Here is a 15,950-nt window from a genome sequence, read left to right on the forward strand (position 1 = left end):
TTGGGGTCAGACTCAATGGGGCATATAAATCTCCCGCTTATTTCGTGAGTTTATACCACACCCATGCGATGTATGCCAACACGAACGGAATGGCAAGGCTGACGACACTCATGGTCTTCAGGGTGAACTCTGATGATGACGAATTGTAGATTGTCAGCGACGACTCCATATCGGCATAAGACGGATAGTAAGGCGTGTCGTTATAGCCTGCCACCCAGAAGAGCGACAGAACCACAAGCACCGTTCCAAAACCGGAGAACCATATTCCCTTGCGACTCTTTCTGAACAGAGCGGCAAAGACTGCATAGAGCACCATGAGTGTGCCCAAGAGGAAGCTTATGAGCGCCGCCGGCATGGCTATGAAATTGTTGAGATATTTGTTGTCTACCCACTGGAACTCATGCAGGCCGGTAGTTTCGTAACTGCCGGTCGTAAGCAATACTGCCGTTGTGGCAAGAAAGAGAACGACAAATACCGGAGCATTGACACGGAGCTGTTTTCTGTTCCACTCTGCCGTGTTCTCGTCTTTCACCTGATTGAGAAACCACAGGTTGGCCTGCACCCTTGTGAGGAACAATACCATCAATCCGAACATCACCACACGCCAATCCAGAAGGACTTCGAGTCCATGCCAGTCTCCCCACTGCGATATCACGGGAGCTGCGGCGTCTGTGAGATTTGTCTTCTCTACCGTGAAATCGCTTCCGAAGAAGAATGTGCTCACCGCACCGCCCAAGAGCAGCGGCGCAAGAATGCCGTTGATGAAAAGGAAGATGTCATATAGCTTGCGGCCGAGGATGTTTCCGTCGGAAAGACGGTATTTGAAGCTCACCGCCTGCACGACGAAGCCGAAGAGTATAAGCATCCATATCCAGTATGCTCCACCGAAGGAGGTGGAATAGAACAGCGGAAACGAAGCGAAGAAGGCTCCGCCAAAGGTGACGAGCACGGTGAAGGTTAGTTCCCAACGGTGGGCAATGGTATATATCATGTCCTCACGCTGCTCCTCCTTCATCTGGGGTATCATCGACTGTCCGCCCTGAACGAAGAGCATGAAGACCAACAGTGATCCCAAGACGGAAATCAAAAGCCACCAGTATTCTTGTAATAATTGATAGTTCATAGTGTATATATTTGTGGGTTTAACAAAATTAGTTTACGTGTTCCTGCACTTCGGGACCCTTCTTTATCTGCTTTATCATAATGTTTATCTCAGCACACAGCAGGATGGTGAACAACAAGCCGAAGATGACGAATGTGGTGACGACCTGACCTACCGACAGACTTGACACGGCTGCCTGCACGGGCATGATATCCTGGATTGCCCATGGCTGACGACCCACCTCGGCTACTATCCAGCCACACTGGGAGCAGAGATATGCCAGAGGCAAAGTGACAAATGCCAAAAGCGGGAATATACTTATGTTCTTCCATCTGCAGCTCAGCCATCCGCGTCTTTTGAACGAAAGGAACACCGTTGCGGCGAGGAACACCAGCAGCCATCCGCCTACGGCGACCATGATATGGAAAGGATAGAACACCATTGCCACATCGGGGATTGCTTCTTTCACATCATTGAAGTAGCCGTAGCCAAAATACTTGTAGTCTGGCTTCAGTTCCTTTTCCGCCTTTGCCATTCCGGCAGCGTCGCCTGCCTTCTTAGCCTCGTTGTATGCCGCCAGAGCCTTCTGGGCTGCCTTGCCGCGCTTGATGCGTTCGGCATACGGAACGGTATTGACCATCTTTCCATCCACAATGTCTTTGCCCTCAATAATGTCTTTGATGCCCGGAATAAAGGCATTGGCGTCGTGGCGTCCCAGTATGCTCAATCCCTTTGGTATGGCTATCTCAAACAGCATCGGATCCTTGTCGTCATTCCACTGTTTTTCCGTATTCAGTATGCCAAAGCCCACAAGGGGCGTGCCTTCCTTGCCCTCATACAGACCCTCCATGGCAGCGAGCTTCATGGGCTGCACCTTTGTCACCTCAACAGCACTGCCGTCGCCGGAGAACATACACAACAGGATGCCTGCAAGACCTACTGCGCCGCCTACCTTGATGGATTTGACGGCAAAGTCTACGTTGCGCTTCTTCATCAGGAACCATCCGCTGACGCATACGACAAAGGCACCGGCGAGACACCATCCGCTGGTGACGGCATGGATGAACTTGTTTACCGCTACCGGCGACAGAGCCACATCCCGGAAGCTGACCATCACATTGCGCATCTGGTCGGCAGAGAACTCCATGCCCACAGGATACTGCATCCATGAGTTGGCAACGAGAATCCACCATGCGCTCAGACTCGCGCCAAAGGCAGTGAGCCAGGTGGCAGCAAGGTGCTGGCCGGCAGAAAACTTCTTCCATCCAAAGAACATCACGGCGAAGAAAGTGCTTTCACAGAAGAAGGCAAAGATGCCCTCGATGGCTAATGGAGCACCGAAGATGTCGCCTACAAACCATGAATAGTTGGAGAAATTGGTACCGAATTCGAATTCCAGTATAATACCCGTAGCCACTCCGATGGCGAAGTTTACGCCAAAGAGCGTCATCCAGAACTTGGTGAGACTGAGCCATTCCTGCTTGCGGGTGCGGTAATACACTGTCTCCATCACGGCTACTATTATTCCCAATCCCAATGTCAGCGGCACGAAGAGCCAATGGTAACATGCGGTAAGGGCAAACTGTGCCCTTGACCATTCTACTACGTTGATTATATCCATACGCTTTTTTATTAAGGTTTCGTTGTTATCAGATTTTCCCTCACTTTGTCTGCTTTCTCCTCGTCGGTGCCCAAAAGGGCGGGCTGGAAAAAGAATATGCGGAGAACGGCAAACATTATGAAGAGCTTTATGAGGATGATGGTCCACAGCGTCTTGCCGACCGTCATCCCCCTGAAGCCTTCATAATAGAAGAGGTATATTTTACGCAATTTCTCCATATCTTTGCTTTATCCTCCCCAACGGGCTATTGACCGTTGGGAGTTGTTGTTATAATATAATAGTTTTGGCAAAGATACTATTCCTTCTACATGTGAACAATTGTAAATATCTATCCTATGATAGAGAATATCTTTTCAGCACGGGATTTTGTCATCTTTAAAAGCCATCAGGGCTGCTTGGATTTTGTTTTTTGGCAACTATATTTTTCAAAACGGTCATAGTCTGATGCCGTATTTCATTATCCCCTCGCCTATCATCCCTGCGGGCATGAATGTCTTCATGGTGTCGGTAATGGTGTTGAGCATACGCTCTCTTACGTAATCCTCCTTGACATACAGCGACACTCGCCTTTGCGAGAGATAGTCGCCTTCTATCGGGCGCACGTTCTCCCGCTGCCTGTCGTTGAGAAACGGAAGGTGCATCTCCGGAATGATGGTAAAACCGCCATTCTCGTCGACGATATGCACAAGGGTGGTGATGCTGCCAGCCTCATAGATATGGGTTCCCTTGCTCCGTGCTTTACAGAAAGAGAAAGCGCTGTCTCTCAGACACTGGGCATCCTTCATTATCCACATGTTCTCGTGTTCCAGATTCTCCGGTTTGAACACGGGCAACTTGCGCCAGCAGCTCTCGGCAAGATATACCATGAATTTCTCTGCATAGAGCGGAATCTCAAGCACCCCATCGCACACATTGCCCGATATCGCCATTCCGGCATCCAGTTCGCCTCGCTGCAGCGCCTCTATCATGAAGTTCACTTTCATTTCCTGTATCGACAATTCCACTGTGGGATACATCTCCCTATAGTGTCTGATGAACTTCGGCAGTATATATGGCGCTATCGTGGGACCTACCGACAGGGCGAACCTTCCGCCGACATATCCTTTGTCTTCAGAAACTATCTCGCCGATGCGTTCAATCTCCATCAGCGCATTCTCTGCCTGACGGATTATCTTTTCGCCGGCTGTGGTAGGCGTCACCGATCTGTTGGTGCGGTCAAAGATTCTGATGTCGAGTTCTTCTTCCAGTTTCTGCAGCATGGCGCTGAGCGTTGGCTGCGATACATTACACGAGTCAGCCGCTTTCGCAAAATTGCGGAAGCGGTTGACGGCGATTATGTATCTGAGTTGTTGTAGATTCATAATGCGGTGTTAGTGAATGGGCATATACATTGTTGACTGTTTCTTCTTATATAAAGAGATTCACGTTTGCCCTGTCTGCACGCTCCATATAGCTTGCCACACCTCCGACGGTGACATTGTCGAGCAGTTCCTCGCGCTTCACTCCCATCACATCCATCGACATCTGGCAGGCTATGAACTCCACTCCATTGTCGATTGCCTGCTGGCGAAGCGACTCCAGAGAGTCCACTCCCTTCTTGTTCATCAGATAGCGCATCATCTTGGCGCCCATACCCATCATGTTCATCTTCGAAAGTGCCAGTCTGGAAGAGTCTGAAGGGAGCATCCAACTGAACATCCGTCCGAAAATGTCTTTCTTCACCTTTGGCTTGTGACTTTTCTTTATTGCATTCAGTCCCCAGAACGTGAAGAATATGCTGACTTTCTTTCCTGTTGCTGCCGCCCCGTTGGCGAGAACGAATGTGGCGAGCGTCTTGTCGAGATCGTCGCTGAAGAGTATCAACGTCTTTCCCAAATCGTTGGTCTGAGGCTTGGCTGCTTCTATGGCGCATGGTGTGGCTTTCTCTATGAGAGCTATGTGTATGCCAGCCTCCGACCGTTTGCCAAGGAACTTGTTTCCCGTTGTATTACACCATGCCTCTGCATCTCTTGGGAAGGCAGCGTCTGTGGCACGGATTTCCAACTGCTGGCCTGCACTCAATGCGTCCATCGCCTGTTTCATCTTCATGATTGGTCCGGGACACTGGATGCCACACGCATCTACCTTTATCACCTCTTTGTCTGCGGAACACGACGGAGCATCAGCGCTGCATCCTGACGTTTCTGAAGCGTTCGTCTGACTATTTTCTGCTGCTTCGCCGAATCCTTCCGGCGTGTTTATCTTTACAGTGGCAGCCTTGTATGTCTTGTATCCTCCTATCAGATTGCGCACATCTTCATATCCGTTGGCTTTCAGGATATTGGAAGCCAGATAGCCACGGAGTCCCACTCCGCAGAACAGCCATATCTGCTTGTCTCTCGGTATTTCGGAGAGTCTGTCGCGCATATCGTCCAACGGGATGTTTATGGCTCCAGAGATAGTTCCCAGAGCATATTCATCGGCTGTGCGCACATCGATGAGCGTCACCTTCGTAGTATCAATATCTTTCAACTCGCGCCAATATAGTGGAGTCATCTTTCCGCTCAGTATATTGCCTGCCACATAGCCTGATATCGCCACGGGATCTTTGGCTGAAGAGAATGGCGGCGCATAGGCATGCTCCAGACGGGTGAGGTCGTCTACTGTGGCTCCGTTCTTTATCGCCATGGCATATTCATCGATGCGCTTGTCCACCCCGTCGTAGCCCACGATCTGAGCGCCATAGAGTCTGCCGTCTTCAGGCGAGAAGGTTATCTTGATGTCCATCTGCATACTGCCGGGATAGTATCCGGCGTGGGCGCCATTATGTATAGTGGCTGAGAGATAAGGGATGTCCATCTGCTTGAGTCGCTTTGCCGGCAGACCGGTAGATGCCACGGTAATGTCGAACACTTTGGCTATTGCCGTGCCGATTGCCCCTTCGTATCTCTCGTTGTTGCCCATCACCATATTGTCTGCCACGATGCGTGCCTGACGGTTGGCGGGTCCTGCCAGGAAGTTAAGCCATGGTTTTCCGGTGATAGGATGTGGATATTCGATGGCGTCGCCTACGGCATAAATGTTCTCGTCTGATGTCTGCAGATACTCGTTCACCCAGATGCCGCGCATGTCGCCAAGTTTCAGTCCTGCTGCCTGTGCCAGTCGCGTTTCCGCTCTCACACCGATGCTCAGCAACACCAGGTCTGCCTTGAGACTGATGCCTGATTTGAAATGCACTTCCAGTTCTTCTCCCTCCTGAGAGAAGCCTTCCACAGCCTGCTCCAGATACAGTTTCACGCCCTGCTGCTGCAGATGGTCGTGAACGAGAGCCGCCATCGAATAGTCGATAGGCGCCATCACCTGGTTTGCCATCTCCACCACAGCCACCTGTGCGCCGGCGTGCTTCAGATTCTCTGCCATCTCCAGACCGATGAATCCGCCTCCCACAATGACAGCTCGCCTCACCTTGTGGTTGCTCATGTAACGCTTGATGCGGTCGGTGTCGCTCACGTTTCTCAGCGTGAATATTCCTTCGCTGTCGATGCCATCGAGAGGCGGCACCACTGGCGACGCTCCCGGTGAGAGCAACAGTTTGTCGTAGCATTCGCTATATTCCTTGCCGTTGGCGGTGCGCACGGTCACTTTTCTGGCTGTCGCATCTATCGCCGTCACTTCGCTCCTTGTGCGCACGTCGATATTGAAACGTCTGCCGAAAGCTTCTGGAGTCTGCACAAACAGACGGTCGCGGTCTTCTATCACTCCACCGATATAATATGGCAATCCGCAGTTGGCGTATGAGATATGTTCTCCTTTTTCAAAGAGTATGATTTCTGCATCTTCTGTCATTCGTCTGATGCGTGCGGCTGCAGTAGCTCCACCTGCCACTCCACCCACTATGAGGAATTTTTTCTTGTTTGCTGTCATGGCCGATAAATATTTACTCCCCAAACGGTCACTAAGACGTTCAGTAATGGTGAAAGAATAACTTGATCAAATTTTGACCTGTATTTTTATTGGTCAAGTTATTGTTTTACCTTTACTCAATTGGGTATTTTATTACTGTTTGCTGTCTTTTCTACTTCACGCTCTCTATCACTTGCTTCAGTTCGTTTGCCGACATGGCACCGCTCTGTCGCCATTTCATCTCTCCTCCGTTGAAAACCATCAGGGTGGGAACGGACTGGATGCGCATCTGCATGGCTATGGCTTCGTTTTTGTCTACGTCAACTTTCACTATGCGTATGCTGTCGCCGAGTTCTTCCTTCAGTTGTTCCAAAACGGGATGCATTGTCTTGCACGGACCACACCATGTGGCAAAGAAGTCAACAAGGGTCAGTTGACCGCTCTTTATTATATCTGAAAGCTTTTCCATATCTTTTATATTTATTGGTTAATACTTGGGTGTTCATCATTTGGTCTGTCATTGATTTTGACGATGCAAAGATACGGCTTCTTTTATAGACAAACAAATGAGCATATCTATATCATAATAGACTGCAACTATCATAAACTTAAATCGGTCTACCCAAATTAGAAAAAACAAAATACAAGCAAGTCCTAATGATCATTTTGTTTTAAACCGGCAGACCCTCCATGCTTTTACCTATCTCCAATACAGAACGAGATACTTGAGCTTCAACAGCTTTATGCTCTAAAATGGGCACGGTGCTTGCCCATGTGGGGCAAGGTGCTTTCTCAACAGGGGCAAGGTGCTTGCCCCTGTTGGGCAGAATTTATGCCAGGCGGTTGCCCAATAAGTTGATGTCATCTGATAATTGAAAGCGCATCCGCGATGATAGTGTTACGCTTACTTTCCATGATACTTTAATGATACTTTAATGATACTTTTCTGTAAAACATTCAGAAAAGCATCATTGAGTCAAGTCATTAGTCTATAGCGGTTTAGTAGCGTCATCAAGGAGAAAAATGATACTATGACAGATTTTTGATGATAAACAAAATTCATAGCGAACCTGTTGGCGGAATTAATTTTCTCGTCTTTTCCCCTACCACCCATCGCTCACATCTTTGTCCCCAAACAAGATATGAGCGATTTTTCTATACGTCCCAACATCCGTTGCACCATACATGACACAAAAAGTATCCGCCTTCACTCCCTAAATAAATGAAGTCTTCAATGATAAGCACTACATTGCCCCATCATCATCAATAATTCACATATAACAATCTAAAAAAATCATTTTATTAATATCACATACCATATAAACATTTTCATGAAAGCACCTATTTTTTTACAAACTTATCAACATATCAACATATTTTATATATCTTTGCATTTAAACTATAAAACTCATCATTATGAAGAAACTACTTTTCACCTTATTTCTATCTCTCCTGACACACACCATGTCAGCACAGATTCAGCGTAAATTCCTTGGTTGCACATTAGGTGTATCAACACCTGCACAAGTCAAAGCAAATATGGCGCAGAAAGGATATAGGCCATCTGATACCAGTAATAAAGGCTGTTATATTTATGACAATATTAATTTTGCTGGTTTTTCTAATACTCAGGCGTTTTTTTTATTTTTACAAAAATAAGCTTTATCTTGTCAGTTTTATATTGGACCATTCTTTCCTTGGTGATTCTTTCGATACCAAAATTGATTTACTTAGGGAAAGGCTGTTAAAAAAATATTCTTCTACCCCAGTTCGGGATAAGATTTTGTTCATAAAAAGTTGGTAGTCTCATAAATATTTTGTACCTTTATAGGTGAAAATCAATTAGTTACAAAAATATTTAATATGACTACCGATTACAAAGTTACAGAATTATTTTGTATTATAGACGAGTTTTGCAAACATTTTGATGCAGAAAATGCAGGAAATTTGCTGGAAGACAATAGCGGAGTGAAGCGTAGACGGCGTGCAGCATCGTTGTCCGACAGTGAAATCATGACCATTCTGTTGTATTTTCATTTTGGTACATTCCGCAATTTCAAGCACTACTACCTGTTCTTTATTAAGGGTACGATGAAGTCTTATTTTCCGAAAGCCGTGTCGTACAACCGCTTTGTGGAGTTGGAAAGCCGCGTGTTCTTCCAGCTCATGTTCTTCCTTAATCTGGGAGCTTTCGGAAGATGTACCGGCATAACATTCGTTGATTCCACGATGATACCCGTATGCCATAATCTCAGGAGATATGCCAATAAGGTATTCAAGGGAATTGCCACTGACGGAAAAGGAACTATGGGTTGGTGTCATGGCTTTAAGCTCCACCTTGCGTGCAATGACAGAGGCGAGATAATAGCGTTTGTACTTACTGGTGCAAATGTCAGCGACAAGGACCCGAATGTGTTCAAGGTTCTTGCTAAACGTTTGTATGGCAAGCTGTTCGCTGACAAAGGCTATATTTCACAGAAGCTGTTTGACTTCCTCTTTGAGGATGGAATACAGCTGGTGACAGGGTTGCGCGTAAACATGAAAAACAAGCTGATGCCGTTCTATGACAGAATGATGCTGCGCAAGAGATACATTATCGAAACCATTAACGACATGCTGAAGAATACGGCACAGATTGTACACTCACGCCATAGATCTGTAAGCAACTTTATCATGAACCTTATTTCTGCCTTGGGAGCATATTGTTTCTTTGATAACAAGCCAAAGGCATTGCAAGGATACTGCATCGAAGACACGAAGCAACTTACATTGTTCTAAAGACAGAATAATCTCTTTCGATTCTTTATATATAGCCCATGTCTGATGGCATGGGAAGAGAATTCATGTATCTCTCTTAACATGCAACTAATCGCTATCTTATCCCGAATTGGGGTAAAGATACACGTTTTTCCAGACTTATGAAGATAAAAGAGTGTCGGTAAAATCTAAATGTGGTGTCGGACTTTTATGACAATCACAAGACTTCGTATCTCACCATTGCTGACCAAACGAGTTGGTCAGAGTTTTCTTTTGCTGTTATAACAGTATTGTACTGAATGTCTTTGACTGAAATCTTAGCTTCGTTTTCGCTAAGGAAGTTGTTGACCTGTGTCTCTAATGCATCCGGCAGAATTGTCTTACTGCGAAATAATTTAATCTGTTCCATATCGTATAAATTTTCATGGATAACGCATAGTTATAATAAGTATTCTTCAAATGGACTTGCGTCAAACATTGGATTCTCCTCCTTTGAATAATCATTTATGAGCATGACAAGGGGCTTCTGAGTTTTCTCTGCCAACTCTTTTACATACTCTATATGGTCATCAAGCAGTTGCTCCACATATCTGTGATACATGAAGAATCGTACATTCTCATCATATCTACCAGGGTAGATAAACTTTGTAGTCAACTCTGGATGATCAGCAATCTTCTTAACTTTTCCCTCATTGTCGATGAAGTGTTCATGTCCATAGAGAGGATGTTGATTTGCTTCACAACATCCCTTTATCTCACGTATTGCACGACGAGCATTGTCTATGTCGTCGTTTGACTGAAACCAAATAAGCATTGGCTTCTTGTTTGATTCTTTGCTCTCGACATAAGTTTTGATAACGTCGAGAAGAGTGTCTTTGGTAATCTGTTTCATTTTTTTTCCACGTCTTATTTGTTACTCTTTACCCCAGTTCGGGATAAGATTTTGTTCATAAAAAGTTGGTAGTCTCATAAATATTTTGTACCTTTATAGGTGAAAATCAATTAGTTACAAAAATATTTAATATGACTACCGATTACAAAGTTACAGAATTATTTTGTATTATAGACGAGTTTTGCAAACATTTTGATGCAGAAAATGCAGGAAATTTGCTGGAAGACAATAGCGGAGTGAAGCGTAGACGGCGTGCAGCATCGTTGTCCGACAGTGAAATCATGACCATTCTGTTGTATTTTCATTTTGGTACATTCCGCAATTTCAAGCACTACTACCTGTTCTTTATTAAGGGTACGATGAAGTCTTATTTTCCGAAAGCCGTGTCGTACAACCGCTTTGTGGAGTTGGAAAGCCGCGTGTTCTTCCAGCTCATGTTCTTCCTTAATCTGGGAGCTTTCGGAAGATGTACCGGCATAACATTCGTTGATTCCACGATGATACCCGTATGCCATAATCTCAGGAGATATGCCAATAAGGTATTCAAGGGAATTGCCACTGACGGAAAAGGAACTATGGGTTGGTGTCATGGCTTTAAGCTCCACCTTGCGTGCAATGACAGAGGCGAGATAATAGCGTTTGTACTTACTGGTGCAAATGTCAGCGACAAGGACCCGAATGTGTTCAAGGTTCTTGCTAAACGTTTGTATGGCAAGCTGTTCGCTGACAAAGGCTATATTTCACAGAAGCTGTTTGACTTCCTCTTTGAGGATGGAATACAGCTGGTGACAGGGTTGCGCGTAAACATGAAAAACAAGCTGATGCCGTTCTATGACAGAATGATGCTGCGCAAGAGATACATTATCGAAACCATTAACGACATGCTGAAGAATACGGCACAGATTGTACATTCACGCCATAGATCTGTAAGCAACTTTATCATGAACCTTATTTCAGCCTTGGGAGCATATTGTTTCTTTGATAACAAGCCAAAGCCATTGCAAGGATACTGCATCGAAGACACGAAGCAACTTACATTGTTCTAAGGACAGAATAATCTCTTTCGATTCTTTATATATAGCCCATGTCTGATGGCATGGGAAGAGAATTCATGTATCTCTCTTAACATGCAACTAATCGCTATCTTATCCCGAATTGGGGTATTTCTTGTAAGCAAAGGGAACTTTATGGTATCATTTACGCTTGATGTCGTAAAGTTCCTTTTAATTTACAGGCACTTATAAAATACATACAGGTTCAAGTGCGGATACAGGTTACAATAAGGCGCAAAGAGCGTCTGAATCTTAAGGTGGCAGAACACTGCCGCCATACAAATCCGACAATGAAATGACAACAACAAAATTCCAAATACGATAATGAAAATAACGAGGACCATCCTGACCACCACTATTCTGTGTGCTACGCTGAGTGCCGCGGCGGGAGGGAAGAAGAAAAGCGTATTCATCCCAATGGACTACTCCACTTGTGGCTACCATGCCTCTGTGGGCGGTATTCCCGACGTGAGGAATGCCGTGTTCGTGGATTGTCAATCCGACGATACCGATGCCAGCCTCCGTCTGCAACGCGCCATCGACTACGTGTCGCGACTGAAGGCAGACAAGCAGGGACACCGTGGCACGGTGCTTATCGGCGAAGGCACGTTCTATCTCGACAAACCGTTGAGAATCAGTGCATCGGGAGTGGTATTGAGAGGTATGGGAAAACGGAAGACGAAGCTCGTGAAGCGTGGCACCGACCGCGGCGCCCTCGTATATATCGAGGGACAAAGCGCAATGACAAAAGGTGACACGATAATGGTGGCTGACCAGAAACTGGCTGCCGGAAGCCTGAACATCACGCTCTCCTCCACTGCCGGAATCAAAGTTGGCGAGAGGATAATGGTTTTCAGACCGTCTACCAAGGAATGGATAGAGAGTCTGGGATGCAACGACTTTGGCGGAGGACTCGACTACACGGGATGGAAACCTTCAGACATCGACATGAAGTGGACAAGGACTGTGGAGAGCGTAAAAGGAAACGTAATAACCCTCGATGCCCCCATCACGATGGCTATAGACCAGAAATACGGAAGGGCTATGGTCATCACCTCTTATAATAAGGGGGAGATAACGGAATGTGGTGTGGAGAACATGACGCTCGCCTCGCAGCACAACGACTGGAACCCGAAGGATGAGGACCACTGCTGGGACGGGGTGTGGATGAACAATGCCGGCGACTGCTGGGTGAGACGTACGAATTTTCTGCACTTTGCCGGCAGCGCCGTGAACCTGCAGAGGCAGACAAGGCGTATCACCGTTGAAGACTGCATAGCGAGCGAACCGGTGTCGGAAATCGGAGGCTGGCGCAGAAGGGTGTTCCTGACGAGGGGCGAACAGAATCTCTTCCAGCGATGCGTGTCGAAAGAGGGATTTCATGATTTTGCAGCCGACTTCGCAGCGCCGGGCCCGAACGCCTTCGTGCAATGCGACGCCGAAGGGGCTCTCAGCTTCAGCGGCAGCGTGGGTTCATGGGCACCGGGACTACTGTTCGACGTGGTGAACATCGAGGGAGGCGACCTCTCGTTCCGCAATCTTGAAAACTGGCAGATGGGAACGGGATGGAACACGGCAAACAGTATGATGTGGCAGTGTACGGCATCAACGCTCTACTGCTATTCTCCTGACAAAGACAACCGTTCGAGCGCCAACGCCTGCTGGGGCACGATGACCGGCAACGGGGAATGGAGCGGCAGCAACGACGCCGTGACCCCGCGAAGCCTCTTCTACGACCAGCTGCAAAAGCGTGTGGGCGACAAAGGCAACAACGGTTATGTATATAACAGGAACATCACAGCATCGAGCAGTCCTACAATAGAGGTGGCACAGAGGCTCGCCATGGAATCGGTTACCACACCACGAGTGACGATAGAGATGTGGACTGACTCCATACCATACACCGCAAGCATCTCGGCAAACGGACTCAAGAACATCAACGACATAAAGTCAACAAACACCCACGGCAAATCACTGAAAGGCAGCGACGAGAACACCGTCAACAAGGCTTTCGCCATTTCAAACGGAAAGATGACATACGACGGCAGACTCATCGTCGGCAACCGATATGCCATACCTTGGTGGAACGGAAGGACGAAAGACAACTTCGTGGTAAAGGGCGCCAAACCTGCCATAACGAGATTCGTGCCCGGAAGGGAGGGCACAGGATGGACAGACCGCATCGACTCTGTTGTGACATTCTTGAAAGACAACGGATATGCCATGCTCGACAACCATTACGGACTATGGTATGACCTACGCCGCATCGACCACGAAAGAGTGAAGAGAGCCGACGGCGACGTCAGCGCTCCATTCTACGAACAGCCTTTCACCCGCTGCGGCAAGGGCAGGGCGTGGGACGGACTGAGTCTGTATGACCTGACAAAACCAAACCTATGGTACTGGCAGAGGGAACGCGACTTCGCACAGGCTGCCGCCAAGGAGGGAATGCTGCTGTTCAACCAGAACTATTTCCAGCACAACATCATCGAGGCTGGCGCCCACTGGGTGGACGCTCCATGGCGACCGGTGAACAATGTGAACGGCACGAGCTTTCCAGAACCTGTACCTTTTGCCGGTGACAAGAGAGTGTTCATGGCAGAACAGTTCTACAACGAACAGGACCCTGCCCTGCGCCCACTGCACGAAGGATATATCCGCATGTGTCTCGACCAACTGAAAGACAACGGCAACGCCGTGCAGCTCATCAGCGAGGAATACACCGGACCGCTACATTTCACACGCTTCTGGCTGGAGACTATAGCGAAATGGGAAAAGGAAACGGGCAGACACCCCATGATTGCCCTCAGCTGCACTAAAGACGCACAGGACTCCATTCTCGCCGACCCGCAGCTCTCAAAGGTGGTAGACATCATCGACATACGCTACTGGCACTACAACACCACCGGTCTCTGGGCTCCTCCTGCCGGCAAAAACATGGCACCAAGACAGTTTATGAGAAAGATGAAAGTGGGAAAGACCGGCTACAAGGAAGCATACCGGGCAGTAAGGGAATACACAAGTATGTTCCCAAACAAAGCGGTAACACTATTCGCACAGCAATATCCGCAGTATGGCTGGGCTATACTGATGGCCGGCGGATCACTGCCAAACATACCGGTAGACGACCAGAAATTCCTATCCGACGTTGCCAAGATGAAAGTAGTGGACAACAACCAGACTGCATCGGGGGCTTATGATATGATAGGTGACGATGGCATTGGCTATGTGGTTTACAGCCATACCGACAACCCCCTCTGTCTGACTGTCTCCACTGGGCGCTACAACATATTCTGCATAGACAAAACCAGCGGCAGCATAAGGTCTGTGGCAAAGAAAGCAGCCATCAACGGAAGCTACACACTGACTGAAAGCAAGGCGGAACAGGTGTACTGGATAGAAAAGATATGAGAAAAAACATTGAAAACCGAATGACATAACGTCAGCGAAACATAACGAATTGATTAACGGGTATTGCAAAATGAAGTGCAATACCTGTTTTTTTTATAGAAAAACCAATTATTACCATAAAAACAGACTTGATATAAAACAATTCTATCTTTACAATTAGTATCTTTGCAACAACAAATCTATAAAACTCTAAAACAAACTCTCCCGCTATGAGTGGGAACATTATAAAGCAGTATTTCTTATCAAACTATGGTAAACTTTTCGCAACTCTACGACAAACACGTGGACAGTCTGTTCTCGTTCGGATCTAAATTCACATCAGACCGCGAGCTCATCAAGGACTGCATACAGGACGTATTCGTAAAACTGTTCAACAAGAAAGAAGCATTGGACAAGGTGTGCAACATCGAGTCTTATCTCTATGTCTCGCTCCGAAACCGCATCAACGACGAGTTCCGCCGCCAGGTGCGCCTGTCAGACGAGGAGATAACCGACTACAACACCCGCCGACTTGCCGAACAGAATAATTCATACGACTTCGAGAAGATGGAAGAGGAGAAGAGGCGCAACGAGGCAATGGAACAATACATCCACAACCTGTCGCCACGCCAGCAGCAGATTGTACACCTATATTATATAGAGCGTCGCAAATACGACGACATCTGCCAGATAATGGGCATCAGCTACCAGTCTGTGCGCAACCTGATGCACCGCAGCCTTAGCCGTATGAGAGAAATGGCTGCCGAGAACAATTGAGCGGACTGCAGACTGACATACTTGTCGATTTCTCTCAAAAAATATCTCAGTATATGAGTACATAGTCATAAAAGCCTCGTCTTATATGCGTAAAAAACATTGAAATAATACTGCTCATTTAAGACTCGACTGAAGAATATGACTGACAAGTACACACAATACGGGAAACGACAGACAATGCCACAAAGCGGCATAGGAACAACAGTACCTCTGTCGGAAAAAGAAAAGGCGGACTTGAAGATGCGAATCCTGTTTGCATTGAAGTCCGACGCATGACAAGAATGAAATTTATATTACAACTCTATACCAATTATCGTTTTTCAGGATACAAACATAGCAGCCCCAACCGGATGTCAGGACTGGTCTGAAAAAGACACATTATTCACAGCCTGATACCGTATGGAGGAGAAATACTAATAAAAGAAGGTGGGAATATGCGAATATTCCTGCCTTTCTTTTTATATTTTGAAGAAATGC

The 15,950-nt window shown here is 46.9% G+C and carries 14 protein-coding genes; 6 read left to right on the plus strand and 8 right to left on the minus strand.

What is annotated here, in order from left to right:
• Positions 1 to 37: 37 nt before the first annotated feature.
• The 6 genes from CCC32_RS07750 to trxA all read right to left on the minus strand — a co-directional run bounded on the left by CCC32_RS07750 (position 38) and on the right by trxA (position 7,074).
• Positions 38 to 1,123 carry a cytochrome d ubiquinol oxidase subunit II gene (locus CCC32_RS07750; RefSeq protein ID WP_287073488.1) on the minus strand — a complete coding sequence of 362 codons (1,086 nt, stop codon included), beginning with the start codon at positions 1,121 to 1,123 and terminating at the stop codon, positions 38 to 40.
• Between the two features lie 28 nt (positions 1,124 to 1,151).
• Positions 1,152 to 2,723, minus strand: coding sequence for a cytochrome ubiquinol oxidase subunit I (locus CCC32_RS07755; protein WP_394364895.1), 1,572 nt, complete (start codon positions 2,721 to 2,723; stop codon positions 1,152 to 1,154).
• An 11-nt stretch (positions 2,724 to 2,734) separates the two neighbouring features.
• On the minus strand, positions 2,735 to 2,941 hold the full coding sequence (locus CCC32_RS07760; protein ID WP_287073490.1) for a DUF4492 domain-containing protein: 207 nt from the start codon (positions 2,939 to 2,941) through the stop codon (positions 2,735 to 2,737).
• A 216-nt stretch (positions 2,942 to 3,157) separates the two neighbouring features.
• Entirely contained in the window at positions 3,158 to 4,084 is a 927-nt protein-coding gene (locus CCC32_RS07765; RefSeq protein ID WP_278841026.1) for a LysR substrate-binding domain-containing protein, read from the minus strand.
• Positions 4,085 to 4,130: 46 nt separating this feature from the next.
• Positions 4,131 to 6,626, minus strand: coding sequence for an FAD-dependent oxidoreductase (locus CCC32_RS07770; RefSeq protein ID WP_287073493.1), 2,496 nt, complete (start codon positions 6,624 to 6,626; stop codon positions 4,131 to 4,133).
• A 151-nt stretch (positions 6,627 to 6,777) separates the two neighbouring features.
• Positions 6,778 to 7,074, minus strand: coding sequence for a thioredoxin (gene trxA / locus CCC32_RS07775; RefSeq protein ID WP_044074890.1), 297 nt, complete (start codon positions 7,072 to 7,074; stop codon positions 6,778 to 6,780).
• Positions 7,075 to 8,021: 947 nt separating this feature from the next.
• Between trxA and CCC32_RS07780 the strand changes: the two genes are divergently transcribed.
• Both CCC32_RS07780 and CCC32_RS07785 read left to right on the plus strand, forming a co-directional pair.
• Positions 8,022 to 8,264 (plus strand): hypothetical protein, encoded by a 243-nt coding sequence (locus CCC32_RS07780; protein ID WP_287073497.1) that lies wholly within the window; start codon positions 8,022 to 8,024, stop codon positions 8,262 to 8,264.
• A gap of 204 nt (positions 8,265 to 8,468) precedes the next feature.
• Positions 8,469 to 9,383 carry an IS982 family transposase gene (locus CCC32_RS07785; protein ID WP_151850363.1) on the plus strand — a complete coding sequence of 305 codons (915 nt, stop codon included), beginning with the start codon at positions 8,469 to 8,471 and terminating at the stop codon, positions 9,381 to 9,383.
• Between the two features lie 196 nt (positions 9,384 to 9,579).
• On the opposite strand, the gene CCC32_RS07790 is transcribed toward CCC32_RS07785, so the two are convergent.
• Entirely contained in the window at positions 9,580 to 9,771 is a 192-nt protein-coding gene (locus tag CCC32_RS07790) for a hypothetical protein (protein WP_042519755.1), read from the minus strand.
• Between the two features lie 30 nt (positions 9,772 to 9,801).
• Positions 9,802 to 10,254, minus strand: a complete 453-nt coding sequence (locus CCC32_RS07795; RefSeq protein WP_042519756.1) for a hypothetical protein — start codon at positions 10,252 to 10,254, stop codon at positions 9,802 to 9,804.
• A 131-nt stretch (positions 10,255 to 10,385) separates the two neighbouring features.
• On the opposite strand from CCC32_RS07795, the gene CCC32_RS07800 reads away from it, so the two are divergent.
• The 4 genes from CCC32_RS07800 to CCC32_RS07815 all read left to right on the plus strand — a co-directional run bounded on the left by CCC32_RS07800 (position 10,386) and on the right by CCC32_RS07815 (position 15,749).
• Positions 10,386 to 11,300: an IS982 family transposase gene (locus CCC32_RS07800; RefSeq protein WP_094388155.1), complete on the plus strand. Its 915-nt coding sequence runs from the start codon at positions 10,386 to 10,388 to the stop codon at positions 11,298 to 11,300.
• Between the two features lie 330 nt (positions 11,301 to 11,630).
• Positions 11,631 to 14,717, plus strand: a complete 3,087-nt coding sequence (locus CCC32_RS07805; RefSeq protein WP_287073511.1) for a DUF6298 domain-containing protein — start codon at positions 11,631 to 11,633, stop codon at positions 14,715 to 14,717.
• A gap of 249 nt (positions 14,718 to 14,966) precedes the next feature.
• Positions 14,967 to 15,473: an RNA polymerase sigma factor gene (locus tag CCC32_RS07810; protein WP_044072683.1), complete on the plus strand. Its 507-nt coding sequence runs from the start codon at positions 14,967 to 14,969 to the stop codon at positions 15,471 to 15,473.
• Between the two features lie 138 nt (positions 15,474 to 15,611).
• On the plus strand, positions 15,612 to 15,749 hold the full coding sequence (locus CCC32_RS07815) for a hypothetical protein (protein ID WP_156145408.1): 138 nt from the start codon (positions 15,612 to 15,614) through the stop codon (positions 15,747 to 15,749).
• Positions 15,750 to 15,950 lie beyond the last annotated feature (201 nt).

It is taken from the genome of Prevotella sp. LMAG:51 (genome assembly GCF_008680225.1).
GTDB lineage: Bacteria > Bacteroidota > Bacteroidia > Bacteroidales > Bacteroidaceae > Prevotella > Prevotella pectinovora.

Excerpts from the sequence above, each read along its gene's own strand:
- CCC32_RS07805 (WP_287073511.1), top strand. The coding sequence starts at position 11,631 with ATGAAAATAACGAGGACCATCCTGACCACCACTATTCTGTGTGCTACG.
- CCC32_RS07755 (WP_394364895.1), bottom strand. The coding sequence starts at position 2,723 with ATGGATATAATCAACGTAGTAGAATGGTCAAGGGCACAGTTTGCCCTT.
- CCC32_RS07790 (WP_042519755.1), bottom strand. The coding sequence starts at position 9,771 with ATGGAACAGATTAAATTATTTCGCAGTAAGACAATTCTGCCGGATGCA.
- CCC32_RS07760 (WP_287073490.1), bottom strand. The coding sequence starts at position 2,941 with ATGGAGAAATTGCGTAAAATATACCTCTTCTATTATGAAGGCTTCAGG.
- CCC32_RS07770 (WP_287073493.1), bottom strand. The coding sequence starts at position 6,626 with ATGACAGCAAACAAGAAAAAATTCCTCATAGTGGGTGGAGTGGCAGGT.
- CCC32_RS07800 (WP_094388155.1), top strand. The coding sequence starts at position 10,386 with ATGACTACCGATTACAAAGTTACAGAATTATTTTGTATTATAGACGAG.
- CCC32_RS07785 (WP_151850363.1), top strand. The coding sequence starts at position 8,469 with ATGACTACCGATTACAAAGTTACAGAATTATTTTGTATTATAGACGAG.
- CCC32_RS07795 (WP_042519756.1), bottom strand. The coding sequence starts at position 10,254 with ATGAAACAGATTACCAAAGACACTCTTCTCGACGTTATCAAAACTTAT.
- CCC32_RS07765 (WP_278841026.1), bottom strand. The coding sequence starts at position 4,084 with ATGAATCTACAACAACTCAGATACATAATCGCCGTCAACCGCTTCCGC.
- CCC32_RS07780 (WP_287073497.1), top strand. The coding sequence starts at position 8,022 with ATGAAGAAACTACTTTTCACCTTATTTCTATCTCTCCTGACACACACC.
- CCC32_RS07750 (WP_287073488.1), bottom strand. The coding sequence starts at position 1,123 with ATGAACTATCAATTATTACAAGAATACTGGTGGCTTTTGATTTCCGTC.
- CCC32_RS07815 (WP_156145408.1), top strand. The coding sequence starts at position 15,612 with ATGACTGACAAGTACACACAATACGGGAAACGACAGACAATGCCACAA.
- CCC32_RS07810 (WP_044072683.1), top strand. The coding sequence starts at position 14,967 with ATGGTAAACTTTTCGCAACTCTACGACAAACACGTGGACAGTCTGTTC.
- trxA (WP_044074890.1), bottom strand. The coding sequence starts at position 7,074 with ATGGAAAAGCTTTCAGATATAATAAAGAGCGGTCAACTGACCCTTGTT.